Origin of the sequence: Lentzea flava (assembly GCF_014648475.1) — a bacterium.
Lineage (GTDB): Bacteria > Actinomycetota > Actinomycetes > Mycobacteriales > Pseudonocardiaceae > Lentzea > Lentzea flava.
The window spans coordinates 118291-137731 of record NZ_BMRE01000008.1 but is presented as its reverse complement, the minus strand read 5'-3'; the positions used below and the strand labels follow the sequence as shown (position 1 = coordinate 137731).

The following is a 19441-nucleotide window of genomic DNA, read 5'->3' as shown; positions in this document are numbered from 1 at the left end:
GTACGTCCCTTTCAGCCGACGAGCCGCAGCGGGGCCGTCTCGGCGATGCCCGCGAAGAGGTCGTTCTCCGGAAGTTCGGTGTGCACCCGAGTGCGGGCGAGGTGGAAGTCCTCGGTCGGCCACGCGGCGCGCTGCACGTCGGCCGGGAAGACGAACCAGAAGCCGCGCGGGTCGATCTGGCTTCGATGGGCGCGCAGCGCGCGCTCCTTGGTGGCGAAGTGCTCGCCGCACGGGACGCGGGTGGTGATCGGCAACGTGGGCCACGGGTCGTGCGCGAGAAGCATTTCGACCTCGGCGGCCCACGACTGCGGCCGGTCCTGCGCGGCGTCGAGCAGCGCGGCCAGGCGTGCCGGGTGCAGGCCGACGTGGAAGTAGAGCTTGCTGGGCGCCCACGCGGGACCGTGCGAGGGGAAGCGGTCCGGGTCGCCGGCCGCGTCGAACGCCTCGACCGCGGCACGGTGGCACATCACGTGATCCGGGTGCGGGTACCCACCCGTGCTGTCGTAGGCCAGCACGACGTGCGGCCGGAACTCGCGCATCAGCCGGACCAGCGGCGCCGTCACGACGTCGAGCGGCTGGCGGGCGAAGCACCCCGGCGCCTGCTCACCCAGCCCGGAGTCGGCGAACCCGAGCAGCTGGTGCCGCACGCCGAGCAGCTCGCACGCCCGCGCCAGCTCGGCCCGGCGCGTCGAACCCATGTCGGGGCAGTCCGGCATCTCCGGGTTGAGCACGTCGCCCTGTTCGCCGCCCGTGCAGGTCACCACGAGCACCTGCGCGCCGTCCGCGGCGTACTTGGCCATGGTGGCCGCGCCCTTGCTCGACTCGTCGTCGGGATGGGCGTGCACGGCCATCAGCCGAAAGCTGTTGTCGCAGTCCTTGGTGCGCAAGAGTCACTCCCCCATGAATCCGTGCTCGATTCATGGACATCCTGACCTCGCGACGCCGATCTCCGGCACCCCTAGAGTGCCCCTGGAATGCGACCGGCCAAGACCCTTAAAGGGTCAATTCACCACGCGGGACGCAATGGCGGAAGGTCCGCTCCGGCGAATTCCCGGATGAGCTGTGACAATCCCGTCCGCAGCTGCAGGAGGTTTTCCTCGCCGAGCCGTGCGGACAGCTCCGCTTCCAGCTTGTAGAGCACCTGCCCGGCGACGGCCATGTGTTCGTCGGCCTTGCTCGTCAGCACGACGAGCCGGCGGCGCCCGCCGTCGGGATGGTCGACGCGGCGGAGATAACCGCGTTGTTCCAGATCCGCGACCATCTGCCCGGCTGCCTGTTTCGTGACCCCCAGACGTTCGGCGAGCTCGGTGCTCGTGGCGCCGCGGCCGCGCAGCGCCTGGAACACGGCTCCGTGGGCGGGCCGCAGGTCAGCGTAGCCCTCGGCGTCGAGGCGCCGCACGAACTCGGCCACCACGAGCTGGAAGGCCATGCCGAGAACGAAGGTCAGCTCGGTGCGCGCTAGGGGGTCGTCGGGGTGCACCTGACAATCTTGACACAAGTTGTGGCAAGTCGCTTTACTCACTTCGTGGTGAGACGCTCCGGAGCGTTGAACTTTCGTCACACAACGTGATCCACGTGGATGGCTCGAGAACGGCATGTGTGATCACATGAGCATCCCGCCCGACACCCCTCATCCTGGCTACGCTCGCGCTCGGCAGATCTTCGGATTCGGCACAGCAGTCGGGGGGCAACGCCGAATGCCCTGGGCGAAGAAGGACGCAAGCCGCCGCGTCCGCACGCATTGGGGGGAATTACTTCACGATGAACCTCGTCGAGCGCGAAGACTTACTGGGTGAATTAGAGAACGCTTTCACAAGATCGCTGATGAGCGACGGCCGCACGGTGCTCATCAGCGGCCCTCCTGGAACGGGCAAAACGGCCCTGCTGCGGACCGCGGGCGCGATGGTGGGCACGTCGGACACCTCGCTGCTGCGCGCCACCGCCTCGCGCGGTGAGCAGAACGTCGCGTTCGGCGTGCTCAGCCAGCTGTTCAGCGGGATCGAGCTGTGCGGGGAACGCACCCAGCTGCTGCACCAGCTGCTGGAGATCGGCGCTCTGAGCGCGGAGATGAGTGACGCGCAGGAGAGCGCGCCCGTCCCGCGCCAGGTGCTGCACGGGGTGCTGGCCATGGTGCGCCACCTCGCCGGGTGCAGCCCGGTCGTGATCCAGATCGACGACGTCAACCACGCCGACGCGGCGTCGCTGTGCTTCCTGCTCTACCTCGCCCGCAGGCTGAGCTCGTTGCGCGTGCTGCTGATCCTCACCGAGTCGGCCGAGGTGTCCGCCGGCTACGCCGGATTCCGCGCCGAGATCGCCAAGACCGCCGACCTCCTGCACCTCGTCACCAGGACGCTCTCCCCCGCGGGGGTCGCCGAACTCGCGGGCACGCGCCTGGGCCGCCAGGCCGCTGCCGCCGAAGACCTGTTCCGCCGCACGGGCGGAAACCCCTTGCTGCTGGAAGCCCTGCTGCACGACGGCGACGGCTTCCGGCACGCCGTGATCTCCTGCGTCACCCGCTGCGGTCCGGTGGCCACGAGCATCTCCCGCGCGCTGGCCGTGGTGGACGAGGCGGTGCCCGCCGACAAGCTCGCCGACCTGCTCGACATCCCCGCCGCCAAGGCGACGGCGGCGCTCACCACGCTGACCGACGCGGGTTTGCTGCACGACGGCCGGTTCCGCCACGACGAGGTGCGGTCCGCGGTGATCGACGGCATGCAGACCGACGAGCGCAAGTCGTTGCACGTGGCCGTCGCCCGGCTGCTCGACACCACGAACGCGTCGGCGTCGAACGTCGCACGGCACCTGCTCGAAGGCGAGTCCACCGCGGTCCCGCGCGCGGCGGCCCAGCTCCAGGAGGCGGCAGCGCAGGCGTTGCGGGACAACGACCTCAAGCTCGCGATCCGCTTCCTGCAGCTCGCCCTGCGCGCCGAACCGGACGACGACAACCGCACGGTGATCATCAGCGCGCTCGCGCTGGCGAAGTGGCACGTCGACCCCGGTTCGGTGCACCAGTACCTGCCGCACCTCGTCGAGTCCGTGCGCGCGGGCCGGATCGAGGGCCCGGACGCGTTGAGCCCCATCGGTTATCTGCTCTGGCACGGACGGCTCGACGAGGCCAGGGACGCGCTGGGCACGCTCGGCGGCGACGACGAGCTCGACGCGCTGCGCTGGCTGTTGTCGTGCACCTATCCCGAGATGACCGGGGACTCCCCCGTCCCTGCCTCGATCGCGTTCGTCGCCAAGCACCGCAAGGACACCAAGGCGCTCGACCGGATCGAGCAGGTGCTGGACACCGTTGCGCAGCGCGACATCGCGAGCCCGGTCGCCGCTTCCGCCGTCGCCACGCTCATCTACGCCGACCGGCTCGACAGCGCGGAACGCTGGTGCGACAAGCTGGTGCGGCAGGCCCAGGAGCACAGGCGCCCCACCATGCACGCGATGTTCGCCGCCGGCCAGGCGATGATCTCCGTGCGGCGCGGTGACCCGGTGGCCGCTCGGCGCCGTGCGCACGCCGCGTTGTCGCTCGTGCCGCCGAAGAGCTGGGGTGTCGCGGTGGGCGTGCCGCTCGCCGCGATGATCCAGGCCACCGTCGCGCTGGGCAGGATCGAGGAAGCGGCGACGTACCTCGCGGTTCCCGTGCCGGACAGCATGTTCCGCACCACCTACGGGCTGCACTACCTGTGCGCCAGGGGGCAGTACCGGCTCGCGACCGGCCACGCGGCCGACGCGCTCGCCGACTTCCGGCGCTGCGGTGAGCTGATGGCCGCGTGGCAGCTCGACGTCCCGGCGCTCGTGCCGTGGCGGATCGGGATCGCCCAGGCGCATCTCGTTCTCGGCGACCACGCCGCCGCCGACAGCGTGCTGCGCGCGGAGGTCGAACCGTCCCGGCCCGAACCGGCCAGCCCTCGTGACAGGGGTGTCGCGCTGCGGTTGCTGGCCGTGCGGGCGACCGGCCGGCGTCGGCTCGACCTGCTGCGCGAGTCGGTGCGCGTGCTGCAGGGGTGCGGCGACCGCGTGGATCTCGCGCACACCCTGGCCGCGCTCAGCAAGGCACACCAGGAGGAGGGCGATCTGCGCGAGGCCCAGCTGCTCGCCCACCGCGCCCACCGGCAGGTGCAGCTGTGCGGCGTGGAGCCGGAACTCCTGGGGCTGCCGGCCGATCTCGTTCCCGCCGAGCCCGCACGCCGCCGCGTCGCGGAAAACCCCGCTCCGCGGACCGCGCCGCTCGACTGCCTCACCGACGCCGAACAGCGGGTCGCGCTGCTCGTGGCGGAGGGCCACACCAACCGCAAGATCGCCACGAAGCTGTACCTCACGGTGAGCACGGTCGAGCAGCACCTGACGCGGATCTACCGCAAGCTCGACGTGCGCAGCCGCAGGGACCTCGCCGCCGCGATCCAGGCCGGTGCGATGACCAAGGCAGCGGCGTCGTGACCGGCTCACCGGCCCGTGTCGAGCCAGTCCAGCGCCGCGTCCCGCACGGCGCGGGCCAGCTCTGGCCGGTCGTCACCCGGCAGGTCCTGGGCGAGCTCGTGTCCGTCGAGCGCCATCAGGTAGGAGAGGAAGCGGTAGGAGGGCCGGTACTTCTCCAGGTCCTCCGGCCGGATTTCCGGTGCCGTGCCGGGAACAACGGGCACGAGCGCATCGCGCTGGTAGATCGACTCGAACCGCACGATGCGCCAGCCGTCCGGCGTGCGGCGCGCTCTGGTGAGCAGGCGCGCGTACGCCGTGTTGTCCACCTCGACGCCACCGACGCGGCGACGCAGCTCGACCGCCATGTCGGTCTCGGCGATGGCGCGATCTCCGTTGCACCGCACCAAAGACGGCCACAGGCGGTGCCGTCCCGTCAGCCCGCTCGCGGCGATCTTGCGCGAACCGGCGACGAACTCGGCACCGCTGCCGTGGAACCAGCTGATGTGCACGACGGAATCGGGGGCGAATGAGGATGCCATCTCCTCCCAGCGGCCGTGGTCGCGCGCATCCCGTTCGCGCCGCACGAGTCCGGCCACTGCCAGCTGATCGAGAAGCGGGCCGGCGGAATCCCGCCGGCCCGCGTCAAGGGGGTCCGTCACCAGGTCACCGGCAACGAGTAGATGCCGTACAGCAGGCCGTCGCTGCGGAACCTCAGCGACTCGAGCGGCGCGGCGAGCTTGAGGCCGGGAGCCTTGCGCAGCAACGTGGTGAACACGATCTCGAGCTCCAGGCGGGCGAGGTTCTGCCCGAGGCACTGGTGGATGCCGTAGCCGAACGCCACGTGCTGGCGCGGGTGGCGGCGCACGTCCAGCGTGTCCGCGTCGGGGAACACCGAGCTGTCGCGGTTCGCCGCGGCGCCCAGTGCGATCAGGCCCTCACCGGCGGGGATCACCGTGCCGGCGATCTCGATGTCCTCGGTCGCGGTCCGGAACGTCGCCATGTCCGCGATGCTGAGGTAACGCAGCAGCTCGTCCACGGCGCCGGGGATCAGCGAGGGGTCGTTCTGCAGCAACGCGAGCTGCTCGGGGTGTTCCAGCAGCGCGAGGGTGCCGAGGCCGATCATGCTCGTCGTGGTCTCGTGCCCGGCATTGAGCAGGATCTGCGCGGTGCTGATGACGCGCTCGCGGTCGTACTCACCGGTCTCCTGGTAGCGCACGACGAGCCTGCTCAGCAGGTCCTCACCGGGTGCTTCCTCCTTGGAGGCCACGAGTTCGCCGAGGAACGCCCGCAGCTCCATGATCGCGGCGCCGACCATCGGCGGCGTGCTGTCGCCGTGCACGATGACTTCGCTGATGCGGTGGAAGTCGTGGTGCCGCTCGTACGGAACGCCGAGCAGCTCGCAGATCACCAGCGACGGCACGGGCCGCGCCAGCGCGTCGACCAGATCGGCGGGGCCGTCGCCGGCGAGCATCTTGTCGATGTGCTCGTCCACGATCTCCTGGATGCGCGGACGCATGCCCTGGACGCGCTTGACGGTGAACTCGGCGGTGACCATCCGGCGGTGCTCGGTGTGCTCCGGCGGGTCCATCGCGACGAGCGGCCGCGACGACGGGTTCATCATCGCCGGCGGCACGGGGATCAGCCGCGGGCAGCCTGGCAGCTGACGGTCGGAGCTCACGCGCGGGTCGGCGAGGATCTGCCGCACGTGCTCGTGGCTGGTGACCAGCCACGCGGTCGAGCCGTTGCGCAGCGTCGCCTGCGACACGGGCTCCTTCTCCCGCAGCTCGCCGTACTGCGGCGGCGGGTCGAACGGGCACTTCCCGCGCTCCATCGGGAACGTGGGCAGTTCGGTCTGTTCGGACATCGCGAGGTCCCCCGGTTCGTGGCGGTGGAAGAGAAAGGGGCCGCCGGCGCGTTCACCGGCGACCCCTCGGGACTACTGGGCCCAGGGAAGGTTCTGGCGGGCGTCGTTGCCGGGCGCACCGGCCTGGCCGGTCGGCAGCATGGCGACGATCGCCTGGCCGGGACCGCTGACGACGCGGAACTGCCGGGGCTCGTCGGCAGCCAGCACGACGGTCTGACCCGCCGTGGCCTTCACGGTCTCGCCCTCGACGGTGAACTCCCAGGTGCCTTCGGTGATCGTCCAGACCTGGTCGGCGGTGATCACGTGCAGCGGCGAGTCGATGTCGGCGGCCATCTCGACGCGCCACGTGCTGATCTGGTTGCTGCCCTGGCTCGGGGCGGCGAGACCCGCCATGAGCCCGGCCGGCGTCCGGGTCGTCCGCTCTTCGGTCTCGCTGATAAGACGCATTTCAACTCCGTGTGTCAGGCAGGTTTACTCGATCGAGTAAACACGCTTGACTCGCCTGTGTCAACCCGCTTTACTAACCATCGAAACGACCCAGAGGAAGTGCCACGCGCATGGTCATAGTCAGCGAAAGCCCAGCCCGTACCCACACCACCCCGATCGCCACCATGTTCGGGCTCGCGGCGCCGAGCCAGGGCAGCTCGCACTTGAGCACGTGGCGCATCCGGATGGAGTCCCCGCAGTCCCCTCCCCCGCACTCGATAGACCGCGACCAGGTGTGGATGCCCACGTCAGGCGCGTTCTCCTTCACCGTGGACGGCGAGACCAGCGTCGTCCGCCCCGGTCAGGCGCTGCTCGTGCCCGCCGGTTCGACCCGCCACTTCCACGCCGTGGAGGACGGCACCGAAGCGCTCGTCTGCATGTGCCCGGGAGGCCGGGCGACCATGCTCTCCACCGGGGTCGTCTACGACCTGCCGTGGACCGAATGAACGACCCGACCACGCCGAACAGCCGAGGAAAAGGCTATGACGAACACTGAACTCAGCCCTGGGCGGCGCAAGGCCGTCCTCATTCTCCTGGCACTGACTGGTCTGGTCGTCGTAATGGACCTGACCATTCTGAACGTCGCACTGGACACCATTCAGCGCGACCTGAACGCGTCCACCGCGGGCCTGCAGTGGGCGCTCGACTCCTACCTGATCTCGTTCGCCGCGTTCATCTTCACGAGCGGTGTCTGCGCCGACCGGTTCGGCCGCAAGAAGACCCTGCTCGCGGGCATCGTGATCTTCGGCGTCTCGTCGCTGTTCGCCGCCTACTCGGGCTCGATCGGCGAGCTGATCGTCTGGCGTGCCGTGATGGGCGTCGGTGCCGCGGTCGTGCCGACCGTGACGCTGGCGATCCTGATCAACGCCTTCCCGCCGGCCGAGCGTCCCAAGGCGATCGGCGCGTGGGCGGGTGCCGCCGGCATCGCCATCGCCGTCGGTCCGCTCGCGGGTGGCCTGCTGCTGCAGTCGTTCTGGTGGGGTTCGGTCTTCCTGATCAACGTGCCGCTGGTGATCATCGGCGTCGCGCTGATCGCGTGGCTGGTGCCGGAGTCCCGCAACCCCGCGAACACCAAGTTCGACCCGGTCGGCGTGGTGCTGTCGATCCTCGCCGTGGGCGCGCTGGTGTACGGCATCGTGACCGGTGGCGAGCGCAACGACTGGCTCGCGCTGCCCGTGATCGGCTCGCTCGTCGCGGGTGTCGTGCTCATCGCGCTGCTCGTCGTCGTGGAGCGGCGGATCGAGTCGCCGGCGCTGGACGTGAAGCTGCTCAAGGAGACCAAGTTCTCCGCGGGCACGATGGCGATCTCGCTGGCGTTCTTCGCGATGATCGGCGCGCTGTTCATCACCTCGCTGTACTTCCAGGCGGTGCACGGGTTCTCGCCGCGCACGGCGGGTCTGCTCATGCTGCCCATGGGTGTCGGCACGGTGGTCATGTCCACGCGCAGCCCGAAGCTCGCCGTGAAGTTCGGGCCTCGTGCGGTCGTCATCGGCGGTTCGCTCGCCATGGCCGTGGCGTTCGCGGCGTTCAGCCTGGTCGGTGCGGACACGAACATCTGGGTGCTGGGTCTCGCCCAGCTCGTCTACGGCCTGGGCTGGGGCTGCATCACCGCTCCGGCGACGGCGGCGCTGATGTCCGTCGTCCCGCCGGTGAAGGCGGGTGCGGGCCAGGCGGTGTCCGGCACGGTGCGGCAGGTCGCGGGCGCGCTCGGCGTCGCGGTCGTCGGCAGTGTGCTCGGTGTCGTCTACCGGACGACGATCGGGTCCTCTGTGGACGTTCTGCCGGAGGCGTCCCGTGATGCCGCAGCGGGTTCGCTCGGTGGCACGCTGCGTGCGATCGCTTCCGCCGGTGGCGACTCCGCCGCGTTCGCGGGGCTGCGGACCGAGGCGATCAACGCCTACCTGTCCGGCATGCAGGTGACCATGATCCTGTGCGCGATGTTCTCGCTCGGCGCCGCGTTCGTGGCGCTGCGGTGGCTGCCCGGCAAGCCCGTGGCCGCTCCCGTGGCCGCGGCTGCTCCGGCAGCGGCACCTGCCCGTTCGTGAGTGCGTGAACCGAGGGCCGCCGATCGTGGATCGGCGGCCCTCTGTCGTTCTCGTGCTTCTCACCAGCGCACCAGCGCGAGGCCCATCGCCATGCCACCGCCGAACGCGGTCAGCAGGACGTCGTCGCCGCGCTGGATTTCCGTGCGGGCGGCGGCGAGCGTGACGGGAATGGACGCGGCGCCCGTGTTGCCGAACTCGGCAACGGTTTCGTGCATTCGCACGTTGGGCAGACCGAGTTCCGTCACCAGTTCGCGGAGCATGACCTGGTTCGCCTGGTGCGGAATGAAGTGCCTGACGGCCCCCGCGTTCACCGGAAGATGTCCGATGAAATCCTGAACCGCAGGCGGAACCTCCTGTTTCACGAATTCCCGGACCGCCCTGCCGTTCATCTGGAAGTAGTGCTCGCCGGCGAGCAGCGACTCCTTCGACGGCGGGATGCGGCTGCCGCCCGCGGGCACCCGGATGAGGTCGCGGTGGGCGCCGAAGCTCGCGAGCCGCACGCCGTGGATCGAGCCGGTGGCGGACGGTCCGAGCACGACCGCGCCCGCGCCGTCGCCGAACAGCACCGCGGTGCGCCGGTCCGCCGGGTCGATGATGCGCGAGTACACGTCGACGCCGACGACGAGCGCGAACCCGCCCTGGTCGACCATGCGCCGGGCCACGTCGAGCGCGAAGACGAAACCGCTGCACACGGCGTTGACGTCGAACGCGGACGCCTTGTGGGCACCGATCAGGTGCTGCAGGACGCAGGCCGTCGGCGGCTGGGGCGAGTCGGGCGTCGACGTCGCGACGACGATCACCGAGACGTCGGCCGCCGTGATGCCGGCGTCGGCGAGCGCCTCCTCGCAGGCGAGTGCGGCGAGGTCCGACGCGGCCTGGCTCTCGTCGGCGAACCGCCGGCTGCGGATGCCGGTGCGCTCCTCGATCCAGCTCGCCGTCACCCCGGCGGCCGCGGCCACCTCTTCGTTGGGCACCACGCGCGGCGGCAGGTAGCTGCCACACCCGATGATGCCGACCGGATTCCGGAAATCGCCCTCCGCCCAGGCGGCGAGAGCGCAGCCACAATGGCAGGATTCGTCGGCGACCATCACAGGTCCTCCTGACCGTACGCGGATATATGTCCGCAGGAAGGCTATGCGCTTCGATTTCCGCTGGACACCCCTGTACAACCACCCCCTTAAGGGTTTCCGCCGCTGTTAGGGGTCCTCTGCGAATTGTTCGCTCGTTAACATTGATTCGTGCAGCAGATTGTCGACGCAATCCTCTCCGATGACGCGAGCCGCGAGGACTTCGCCGCGCTCGCCGTCCCCGACCACTACCGCGGCTGCCTCGTGCGCGAGGACGAGGTCTCGATGTTCGAGGGCATGGCGAGCCGCGACAAGGACCCCTCGAAGTCGCTGCACGTGCAGGACGTGCCGACGCCGCAGCTCGGTCCCGGCGAGGCCCTGGTGGCCGTCGCCGCGAGCGCGATCAACTTCAACACGGTCTGGACCGCGCTGTTCGAGCCGGTGTCGACCTTCCAGTTCCTCAAGCGCTACGGCCGCACCAGCGAGTGGGCGGCCCGGCACGACCAGCCCTACCACGTGGTGGGCTCGGACCTCGCGGGCGTGGTGCTGCGCACCGGCCCCGGCGTGACCCGGTGGCAGCCGGGCGACAAGGTCGTCGCGCACTGCCTCTCGGTGGAGCTGGAGTCGCCCGACGGCCACGACGACACGATGCTCGACTCCGAGCAGCGGATCTGGGGCTACGAAACGAACTTCGGCGGCCTCGGCCAGCTCGCGGTCGTCAAGGCCAACCAGCTGATGCCGAAGCCGCGCCACCTCACGTGGGAGGAGGCGGCCTGCTCCGGCCTGGTGAACTCCACGGCGTACCGGCAGCTGGTGTCGCGCAACGGCGCCGGCATGAAGCAGGGCGACGTGGTCCTGATCTGGGGCGCCGGCGGCGGCCTCGGCTCCTACGCGACCCAGCTCGCGCTGAACGGCGGCGCGATCCCGGTCTGCGTGGTCTCGAACGCCGAGAAGGCGAGGATCGTGCAGGACATGGGCGCCTCGCTGGTGATCAACCGCGCCGAGGAGAACTACGAGTTCTGGCAGGGCGACCGCCAGAACCCCGCGGAGTGGAAGCGCTTCGGCGCCCGCATCCGCGACCTGACCGGCGGCGAGGACCCGGACATCGTCCTGGAACACCCCGGCCGCACGACGTTCGGCGCCTCGGTCTTCGTCACGCGCCGCGGCGGCACGATCGTCACCTGCGCGTCGACCTCGGGCTACCAGCACGAGTACGACAACCGCTACCTGTGGATGAACCTCAAGCGCATCATCGGCACCCACTTCGCCAACTACCGCGAGGCCTGGGAGGCGAACCGCCTGATCTGCAAGGGTCTCGTGCACCCGACACTGTCCACAACGGTCGGTCTGAACGAGGCGGGCGCGGCCACCGCCGCCGTCCACCGCAACGAGCACACCGGCAAGGTCGGCGTGCTGTGCCTGGCACCCGACGCCGGACTGGGCGTCGAGGACCACGAGACCCGCGCCCGTCTGCTGCCCGCGATCACCCGTTTCGCGGAGCAGGCGAGCTGACACCGCACCCAGGGGGAAGCACCATGGACGAACGGCGAACAGTCATCGGCGTGCTCGGCACCAGCACGTGGGTGCCGGACGCGTTGCGCGACACCGGCCACGACGTGGTCCAGTCCGAGGACCTCGACGCACTCGTGCGCGCCGACATCGTCATCGACACCACACCCGATGTCGCACCCGAGAAAGCCGCGCTGCTGCAACGCCTCGACGCCGTCTGTCCACTGGAGACACTGCTGGTCCCCGTGGTCTTCACGTCGTCGGTGGAGCAGCTGGCCGCGCTGTCCGGCCGTCCGTCCCACGTCGTCGGCCTGCGCGTGCCGCTACCACCGCCCGCCGGTGGCGGGGCGGAGCTGCTGCTCACGCCCATGACGTCGGCCGCGTCCGCCTCACGTGCCGCCCGGTTGCTGGACTCGCTGGGCCTCACTCCCCTCTCGCTCGGTGCCGGCGTTGCTTCGGCCGCCCGTGAGCTGGTCTTCGGCTACCTCAACCGAGCCGCCGCGCTGGCGGAGGAGGGCTACGCGAGCCGTTCGGACATCGACACGGCGATGCGCCTCGGCTGCGGCCTGCCGGCCGGACCGCTGGAACTGCTGGACCGCATCGGACTCGACGTCGCCCAGGACGTGCTGGTCGACCTGATGGACCGCACCGGCGACAAGTCGTTCCACCCCACCGGTTTGCTGCGCGAGCTGGCCGAAGCCGGACGCGGCTTCCGCGAGGACCCGGCAGAGTCCTTCGGTCAGCGCGATTCCACCGACGCCGCAGTACGCCGGGTGGGCGTGGTCGGGGCGGGCACCATGGCGTGCGGAATCGCCGAAGTGGCCGCGTCCGCGGGCATCGACACCGTGCTGGTGGCGCGTGACGCCGCAAAGGCCTCCCGCGCACTGGACACCGTGCAGGCTTCACTGACGAAGTCGGTGCGGCGCGGCCGGATCAGCGCGGAGACCAAGCAGGCGGCGCTCGACCGGCTCTCGACCGTCGACGACGTGTCAGCCCTGAGCTCCTGCGACCTCGTGATCGAAGCGGTAGCGGAGAACACCGCGGTGAAACGCGCGGTCTTCGGCTCACTCGACCGCGTGTGCAAACCCGGCGCGGTGCTGGCGACGACCACGTCCAGCCTGCCGGTGTCGATGTGCGCCGAGGCCACCTCCCGGCCGGAGTCCGTCGTAGGACTGCACTTCTTCAACCCGGCACCGGCGATGAAGCTGGTGGAACTCGCGTTCACAGACGCCACCGGCTCGCACGCGGCTCGCGTGGCCCGGGCGTTCTGCGCGCAGACCGGCAAGACGTCCGTCGACTGTCACGATCGCGCCGGGTTCATCGTCAACTTCCTGCTGTTCCCCTATCTCAGCCGGGCGATCGGACTGCTCGAGCGGGGTGTGAGTGTTGCGGAGCTCGACGCGGCCGTTGAGGCCGGCTTCGGTTACCCGATGGGGCCGTTCAAGCTGCTCGACACCATCGGGCTGGATGTGTCGCTGGCCATTCAGCGGCGGTTGTACGACACGTTCGGGACTGCCGAGCACGAGCCTTCGCCGGTGTTGGAGGCGATGGTGGCGGCTGGGTGGTTGGGGCGGAAGAACGGGCGTGGGTTCACGGTGGCGCCCTAGTTTGGCTCTCCCGGCGGCGCCTAACCGTGCCCTGGCGCCGCTGGGAGGTTTTTTGTGGTGTGTGGCGGTTCCAGCGGAGGGGTCACCTGGCTTGCGTGATGTCACCTTGCGTGGGCGGTTGCGTGGGCGCTTTGACGAGCCGGGTCATTTCATCGCCGCTTCGCGACGATTGCGATTGGGGCTTGACTTCGGGGCCCTTGCGAGGCGCAGATCGGCCTTCAAAAGCCGGGCATGTAAAGCGCCCGGCCGATCCGAACACGGTAGCACCTCGCACCCAAAGTCAAGCCCCAATCGCGAGCGTGCGTGGTTGCGTTTTGGCGGTCGGGTTCCGGAAATTACCGCTTGAACAGCGTGGCATCAGGTGCTGTCCGGCTCGGCTTCGCCTTCGCAGTTTCGGGGAGGCACCTCGGCTTCGCCGCTGGTAATGCGTGGCGGCGGGGGCTTTGCGGTTTGTGTCGTATAGCCGCAGTGGGCTCGGTGCTTGTCTTCGGGTGATCGCTCTTGTCGCTGTCGCGGCTTCCGACTGTGTCTGGCCGGGTTGTGGGCATGGCTGTGCCACGGCCGTGGTGGTGCTGCACGGCCGTGGCGGTCGAGGTGGTGGTGAGGTGGGCCGCTCGCGTTCCCCTGGTCGGGGTCAGGCGGCGGTGTGGAGCTGGTTGCGTCTGGGTCTGCGTTGAGGGTCGAGCCACGCCGGTGGATAGAAGACCGGCACTCCCTGCTCGATCGTGACTTCCCAGCCGCTGCGATGGATCAGCGTGTGGTGGTGGCGGCACAGCAGCACACCGTTGTCGATGCGGGTGTCACCGCCATCGGCCCAGTGGTGAACATGGTGGGCATCGCAATGCTTCGGCGGACGACTGCAGCCGGGGAACGCACAGCCGTGATCACGCGCGACCAGGGCGCGGCGGATGCTGGCGGTGAACAGCCGCGACCGGCGGCCCACATCGAGCGGCTGCGACCGGCTGCCCAGAACGATCGGGATGATCCCGGCACTGCACGCGAGCTGGCGGACCTGGTCGGCCGGGATGCGCTCGCCGCTGTCCAGCGTCGCCGCTCCGGCCTGCGCAGCCAGGTCCTCGTAGGCCATCGTCAAAGTCAGGGTGACCGGTTCGCCGCCGTGTTCGGGCAGCTGGTCCGCCCGCAGGGTCAGGTCGATCAGTTCGGCCAGGGCGTCGCCCTGGCGCTCGTCACGCGAGCGCGGGTCCGGACCCTCGGCGGTGCTCGGGCGGGGCTTGGCCAGCGGATCCAGCAGGGTCGCGAACTTCGCGCCGGTGACCGCGTCCATCGTCGCCGCGAGCTTCCAGTCCCCGGTCTTGCTCTGGCGCAGGGTGAGCCGGTTGCCCGCGGGCTCGGGTTCGGGGTCGCGCGGTTCGGGGTCGTTCTGGAACAGCGCGTAGGTCAGCGTCGTGCCGCGAGCGCGCACCTCGGCGGGCGCGTGCTCGTGGGCGTAGTCCACCACCTGCGCCTCGACCTGTGCGGCCAGGTGTGGTTCGGCCTCGGCGGGCAGGGTCTTCATCACCTCGGCGACCGCCGCGACGTGCTCGATCGACAACGTGCCCTCGGCCGCCGCCGCGGCGGTCACCGCCAGTCGTGCGGCGACTTCACTGCCGGTCGGGGTGATCTCGCTGCTGAGCAGGACGGCCTGCTCGACCCAGCGCCGGGCGGTCGTCGGATCCCAGCGGAGGGCGTGCCGCAGCACCTGCGGCAGAGTTTTGTAGCCGAGTTCGGCGGCCGCTCCGCGCCGGTTCAGCTCGGCGATTTCCTGCATCACCGCATATTCGCGGTCCCGGATTTCCGTCACCTTGCCGACGATGCTGCGCAGCAGCTCGCCGGTCGAGAGGAGGGGAAGTCGGGGGTCGCTCACGTGTTCGACTCTACCGCAAGATCACGACAATATTACGGGCGAAAATGAACACCATCGAGTGAACCGGGTTCCGCGCCACCGATTCAAAACCGGCAAGCGGTAATTTCCGGGACCCGACCGCACAAAAGCGACCACGCACGCTCGCGATTGGGGCTTGACTTTGGGTGCGAGGCGCTACCGTGCTCGGATCGGAGTCAAGCCCCAATCGCAATCGTCGCGAAGCGGCGATGACGCAACCAAAGCTCGGTAAAGCACCTACGCGACCTGGAACGCGACCCGACCCGCGCACAGCCCTCCCGATCGACGTCTCCTCGCCCACCGCTCGAAGCCCGCTCGAAGAAGGCGGCCCCGCCCGCTCCCCCGCCGTTACGTTGGTCGCAACTGTGGCCGAGGGGGAGCGGATGAGGCGTCAGGTGATCGAGGCAGTCGAGCCGCTGGAGTTCCACCGTCCTGCTCTGCGATCCCTGCCCGGCGCCGAGGAGCCGCACGCCGACGTGGCCAAGGTGTTGGTGGCCGGGCCGGATGTGCTGGCGCGGCGCGGCATCGCGGCGGTGCTCGGTACGCATCTCGACATCGCGGTGGTCGGCGACTGTGAGCCCGGCGCGGCGGTGCGGCGGGCGATCAGCAGGTATTGGCCCGATGTGTTGTTGTTGCACGGGGTGCGAGAGGGCGATGCGGAGCTTGAGGCAACCCTCGTGGCGGTGCGGCATGCGCGGTGCACCACGCGGGTGCTCACGGTCGGAGCCGGGCAGGCGCCGCGGTTCGACGACGGGGTGTGCGGGGCGTTGCCGCTGTCGGCCACGCCGGAGCAGCTCGTGGCGGCGGTGCGGATGGCGGCTGCTGGGTACGTAATGATCAGCGGGGCGTTGCACGGGGATGAGGTGCCGGCTGCTGTCCGGGACGGGTTGACGCGGCGCGAGTGCGAGGTGCTGGCACTGATCGCGCGTGGGTTGAGCAACGCGGAGATCGCGTTGGCGCTCACGTTGTCGGAGCACACGGTCAAGTCGCACGTGCAGAACCTGTTGGGGAAGTTGAAGTTGCGGAACAGGGTGCACGCGGTGATCTACGCGTTCGAGGCCGGCCTGGGCAGCCGGCCCCTCACGCCGCTCGTCTGACGTCGGAGACCAGGGCCGCCAGGCGGTCCAGGCCCTCCGGGATCTGCGCGGGAGTCACGGACGAGCAGGACAGGCGAAGTTGGTTGTGGCCTCCTGCGCCGCCGTAGAAGTGGTGCATCGGGGTCCACAGCACGCCGTGTCGTGATGCGGAGTGGGCCAGCAGGGCGTCGTCCACGTGGAAGTCCACCGAGAGCACCACGAAGAAGCCGCCGGACGGCACGGTCCAGGTCGCGGACGGGAAGCGCGTGGCCAGGCCGTTCAGGAGCAACGTCATGTTGCGGCGGTAGATGGCGGCCTCGCGGACGTTGGCCGAGACCAGGCTGCAGCCGTGTTCCAGGAGTTTGCCGCCCACCACGGCCTGGGCGATCGGCGAGGTGTTCACCGTCAGCATGCTCTTGAGCTTGGCCAGCTCGAAGGAAAGCAGGCCCGTGCCCACCGGCTGATCGGCCACCACGTAACCGACGCGGGCGCCGGGGACCGCGGTTTTCGCGAACGAGCCCAGGTAGATGACCCGCGACGACGAATCCAGCGCCTTCAACGTCGGCGGGCGGGTGGTGAAGCCGCGTTGGAAGAGGCCGTACGGATTGTCTTCCAGCAGAAGGAAGTCCTCGGAGGCGGCCAGGGACAGCAGACGGTGGCGGGTCTCCAGGTCGAGGCTCACGCCGGACGGGTTCGCGAACTCCGGGATCAGGTAGAGCGCGCGCGGGCGGAGGCCTGCCGCCCGCGCGCTGCGCAGCTGTGTCACCAGGTCGTCGAGGTCGACGCCGGACGGACCGGACCGCACCGGGAGGACCGGCATGTCCAGCAGCCGGGCCGCGCCGACCACGCCCACGTAGGTCGGCGCCACCGCCAGCACCACGTCGGACGGGGTGGCGCGGAGCGCGCGCAGGACGAGGAACATCGCCTCCTGGCAGCCGACCGTCACGACGATCGACTCCGGGGAGGCGGTGATGCCCTCGTCCACGAGGAGGTTGCGGGCCACCAGGTCGTTGATCACGCCCTGGGTGCGGCCGTACTGCATCAGCTCGCGGTTCACCTGCGCGTCGGTGTAGCCCTTGTCCTGCAACAGATACGTGCGGTACGCGTCGAGGTACCGCGTCAGGTCGTCGTAGCAGAAGTGTTCCTCGGTCGGCCTGCCCGCCGCGAAGGAGATCGCGGCGGGGTGGCGTTCGGCTATCTCGTTGAGGAGGTTCATCGACGTCAGCGCGGGGTCCGCCAACGCGGGGAAGAGGTTCACAGCTGTTCCTGGGCGGTGATACGTTCCATCTCGACGGCCTGGTAGAGCGCCTGGACGTTGCCGCTGCCGAACGTCTGGGCGTGCAGGCGCTCGATCACCTCGAAGAACAACGTGCGGCGCGGGTGGGTGGAGCGGGTGAAGATCTGGAACAGGTGGCCGTCGTGGTCGGCGTCGACCAGGATGCCGAGCGGTTCCAGGTCGTCGGCCGTGTGGCGGACGAGCTCCAGACGGTCGGACAGCATGCGGTAGTACGTCTTGGGCGGGTCGAGGAACCGCACGCCGCGGCGGTTCAGGTCGCTGACGGCGCGCACGATGTTCTTCGACGTGAAGGCGATGTGCTGGACGCCGGCGCCGCCGTGGTCCTTCAGGAAGTCGTCGATCTGGCCCGGCTTGGCGGTCGTGTCGGGCTCGATCAGCGTGAACGTCACGGTGCCCGAGGCGCTCTGCACGGCCTTGGAGTTCATCGCCTGGTCGCCCACGGCGATGCGCTCCTCGAAGATCGCCGAGAAGCCGAGCACCGACTCGTAGAACTCGACGGCCGGGGCGAGGTCGCCCGCCTCCAGGCACACCGCGAAGTGGTCCAGGGCCAGCAGTCCGTCCTCGCGCGGGGCGGGCGTGGGCAGCGTGCCGAAGCCGGGGATGAAACCCTCGGGGGCCTGCAGGAAGGTGTGCACGACGTCGCCGAACGCGCCGATCACCGCGGACACCACGCCGGCGGATTCCTTCGGCACCACAACGGGATGGGCTCCGGCGGACACCGCGGAGGTGAACGCGCCGCGCGCGTCGGACGTGCGCAGGACGATGTTCGCGACGCCGTCGCCGTGGCGCGCGACGTAGAGGCTCGCCGGGTGGTCGTCGTCGTGGGGCTGGGTCAGCACGAAGACGATCTCGCCCTGGCCGACCGCGGTGGACGTGTGGCTCGGCGTGGTGACGCTGCCGAGCACCTCGAAGCCGTAGCCGTCGACCAGCTCGGCCAGCGGCACCGCGATGTCGGCCACGTAGAACTCGACGTGGCCCATTGTCAGGTCGTTGTACAGCATCGGAATTCCCCCTGAGAATCCTTCAGACAGCCGTGATGACGGAGAAGTACGAGTTCGGGATCGCGCGAACCGACCGCAGCGCGTAGCCGGAAGCCTCGAGCAGCGAGGAGAACTCCGGGAGCGTGCGCTCCTTGCCCCCGGTGAGCACCATCATCCCGACGTCGCTCCACTTGCTGGGGTGCCACTCGTCGCCGTCCGGCACGATCATTTCCACGATGTGCAGCCGGCCGCCGGGTTCCAGAGCTTCCTTGCTGTGGCGCAGGATCTGCGTGCACTGCTCGTCGGTCCAGTCGTGCAGGACGCTGCACATCAGGTGCGTGTCGGCGCCGGGTGCGACCTTCTCGAAGAAGTCGCCGCGCTCACACCTCAAACGAGCAGGAACACCAGCGTCCTCGACGACGTCGACGGTGGCGGGACGGTCGAACAGCACGCCGCTGAGGTGCTGGGCGTGCGCCAGCACCGTTCCGATCAGGTAGCCGTCACCGCCGCCGATGTCCATGACGACCGAGCTCTCCGACCAGTCGACACAGCTCGCGAACTCCGGGTACGAGCGGCTCGCGCGTTCCCGCATGCGGCGCAGGAACATCCGGTTCGCCTCGGGGTCGTCGTCCTTGTGCGAGAAGAACTCCCCGCGGTGCACCTGGTCGAACGACGAGCGACCGGAGCGGATCGTGTCGGTGGCCTTGATCCACGCGAGCTGCGAATCGATGTTCACCAGCGACGCCCACGACGTGGTCAGCCGCTGCCCGCGCTCGGTGAGCTCGAACGACCCACCGGACTCGCTGACCACACCGACGCTCGCGAGTGCGCGCAGCAACCGGTACACCGCGTCGGTGTCAGCGTCCACAACGGACGCGAGCGAGGACGCCGAGGCCGGCAGGTGGTCGGCGATCCTCAGCTCGGCCGCGATCCTCAGCACGTGCGGCAGCACCGCCACGCAGCTGTCGTCGACGAGCGTGAAGTAGTCGTCGACCACCGTCGTGTCAGCCACGGGTGGCCTCCACCAGGCTCTTCGGGCGCAGGTCGGTCCAGTTCTCCTCGACGTGGGCGAGGCAGGCCTGCCTGCTGTCCTCGCCGAACGCGACGCGCCACCCGGCGGGCACCTCGGCGAACGCGGGCCACAGCGAGTGCTGGCCCTCGTCGTTGACCAGCACGAGGAAGCGGTGGTCGTCGTTCTCGAACGGGTTCGTCATG

Annotated in this window: 17 protein-coding genes; 6 read left to right on the top strand and 11 right to left on the bottom strand. The window is 69.6% G+C overall.

Annotated features, from left to right (window positions below; genetic code table 11):
* Positions 1 to 11: 11 nt before the first annotated feature.
* Both mca and IEZ09_RS12930 read right to left on the bottom strand, forming a co-directional pair.
* A complete protein-coding gene (gene mca, locus IEZ09_RS12935; protein ID WP_308202391.1) occupies positions 12 to 887 on the bottom strand; it encodes a mycothiol conjugate amidase Mca in 876 nt (291 codons plus the stop codon).
* A 119-nt stretch (positions 888 to 1006) separates the two neighbouring features.
* Positions 1007 to 1480: a MarR family winged helix-turn-helix transcriptional regulator gene (locus IEZ09_RS12930; protein WP_229812498.1), complete on the bottom strand. Its 474-nt coding sequence runs from the start codon at positions 1478 to 1480 to the stop codon at positions 1007 to 1009.
* Positions 1481 to 1761: 281 nt separating this feature from the next.
* Between IEZ09_RS12930 and IEZ09_RS12925 the strand changes: the two genes are divergently transcribed.
* Positions 1762 to 4434, top strand: a complete 2673-nt coding sequence (locus IEZ09_RS12925) for an AAA family ATPase (protein ID WP_189253893.1) — start codon at positions 1762 to 1764, stop codon at positions 4432 to 4434.
* 5 nt (positions 4435 to 4439) lie between these two features.
* Here IEZ09_RS12925 and IEZ09_RS12920 read toward each other — a convergent pair whose 3' ends face one another.
* From IEZ09_RS12920 to IEZ09_RS12910, 3 genes are all read right to left on the bottom strand, one after another.
* Positions 4440 to 5072 carry a nuclear transport factor 2 family protein gene (locus IEZ09_RS12920; protein ID WP_189253892.1) on the bottom strand — a complete coding sequence of 211 codons (633 nt, stop codon included), beginning with the start codon at positions 5070 to 5072 and terminating at the stop codon, positions 4440 to 4442.
* On the bottom strand, positions 5069 to 6277 hold the full coding sequence (locus IEZ09_RS12915) for a cytochrome P450 (RefSeq protein ID WP_229812496.1): 1209 nt from the start codon (positions 6275 to 6277) through the stop codon (positions 5069 to 5071). Before IEZ09_RS12915 ends, IEZ09_RS12920 begins: the two co-directional genes overlap by 4 nt.
* A gap of 72 nt (positions 6278 to 6349) precedes the next feature.
* Positions 6350 to 6724 (bottom strand): cupin domain-containing protein, encoded by a 375-nt coding sequence (locus IEZ09_RS12910; protein ID WP_189253891.1) that lies wholly within the window; start codon positions 6722 to 6724, stop codon positions 6350 to 6352.
* 110 nt (positions 6725 to 6834) lie between these two features.
* Between IEZ09_RS12910 and IEZ09_RS12905 the strand changes: the two genes are divergently transcribed.
* Both IEZ09_RS12905 and IEZ09_RS12900 read left to right on the top strand, forming a co-directional pair.
* A complete protein-coding gene (locus IEZ09_RS12905) occupies positions 6835 to 7209 on the top strand; it encodes a cupin domain-containing protein (RefSeq protein ID WP_189253890.1) in 375 nt (124 codons plus the stop codon).
* A gap of 36 nt (positions 7210 to 7245) precedes the next feature.
* Entirely contained in the window at positions 7246 to 8808 is a 1563-nt protein-coding gene (locus IEZ09_RS12900) for an MFS transporter (protein ID WP_189253889.1), read from the top strand.
* Positions 8809 to 8867: 59 nt separating this feature from the next.
* On the opposite strand, the gene IEZ09_RS12895 is transcribed toward IEZ09_RS12900, so the two are convergent.
* On the bottom strand, positions 8868 to 9896 hold the full coding sequence (locus IEZ09_RS12895) for a 3-oxoacyl-ACP synthase III family protein (protein ID WP_189253888.1): 1029 nt from the start codon (positions 9894 to 9896) through the stop codon (positions 8868 to 8870).
* A gap of 150 nt (positions 9897 to 10046) precedes the next feature.
* Between IEZ09_RS12895 and ccrA the strand changes: the two genes are divergently transcribed.
* Together ccrA and IEZ09_RS12885 are read left to right on the top strand one after the other, a co-directional pair.
* Positions 10047 to 11387 (top strand): crotonyl-CoA carboxylase/reductase, encoded by a 1341-nt coding sequence (gene ccrA, locus IEZ09_RS12890; RefSeq protein WP_189253887.1) that lies wholly within the window; start codon positions 10047 to 10049, stop codon positions 11385 to 11387.
* Positions 11388 to 11410: 23 nt separating this feature from the next.
* A complete protein-coding gene (locus IEZ09_RS12885; RefSeq protein WP_189253886.1) occupies positions 11411 to 12991 on the top strand; it encodes a 3-hydroxyacyl-CoA dehydrogenase family protein in 1581 nt (526 codons plus the stop codon).
* 634 nt (positions 12992 to 13625) lie between these two features.
* Here IEZ09_RS12885 and IEZ09_RS12880 read toward each other — a convergent pair.
* Positions 13626 to 14855, bottom strand: coding sequence for an HNH endonuclease signature motif containing protein (locus IEZ09_RS12880; RefSeq protein WP_189253885.1), 1230 nt, complete (start codon positions 14853 to 14855; stop codon positions 13626 to 13628).
* Between the two features lie 401 nt (positions 14856 to 15256).
* Between IEZ09_RS12880 and IEZ09_RS12875 the strand changes: the two genes are divergently transcribed.
* Positions 15257 to 15970: a response regulator transcription factor gene (locus tag IEZ09_RS12875; RefSeq protein WP_189253884.1), complete on the top strand. Its 714-nt coding sequence runs from the start codon at positions 15257 to 15259 to the stop codon at positions 15968 to 15970.
* On the opposite strand, the gene IEZ09_RS12870 is transcribed toward IEZ09_RS12875, so the two are convergent.
* From IEZ09_RS12870 to IEZ09_RS12855, 4 genes are read right to left on the bottom strand one after another with little or no spacing between them, the layout of a single operon-like run.
* The gene (locus IEZ09_RS12870; RefSeq protein WP_308202392.1) at positions 15954 to 17207 is read right to left on the bottom strand and encodes an aminotransferase-like domain-containing protein; all 1254 of its coding nucleotides are present in this window, start codon (positions 17205 to 17207) and stop codon (positions 15954 to 15956) included. The two genes, IEZ09_RS12875 and IEZ09_RS12870, sit on opposite strands and share 17 nt — an antisense overlap.
* Positions 17204 to 18247: a 4-hydroxyphenylpyruvate dioxygenase gene (hppD, locus tag IEZ09_RS12865; RefSeq protein WP_189253883.1), complete on the bottom strand. Its 1044-nt coding sequence runs from the start codon at positions 18245 to 18247 to the stop codon at positions 17204 to 17206. Before hppD ends, IEZ09_RS12870 begins: the two co-directional genes overlap by 4 nt.
* A gap of 22 nt (positions 18248 to 18269) precedes the next feature.
* Positions 18270 to 19238, bottom strand: a complete 969-nt coding sequence (locus IEZ09_RS12860) for a methyltransferase (protein WP_189253882.1) — start codon at positions 19236 to 19238, stop codon at positions 18270 to 18272.
* Entirely contained in the window at positions 19231 to 19440 is a 210-nt protein-coding gene (locus tag IEZ09_RS12855; RefSeq protein WP_301325128.1) for an MbtH family protein, read from the bottom strand. Before IEZ09_RS12855 ends, IEZ09_RS12860 begins: the two co-directional genes overlap by 8 nt.
* Between the last annotated feature and the right edge of the window lies 1 nt (position 19441).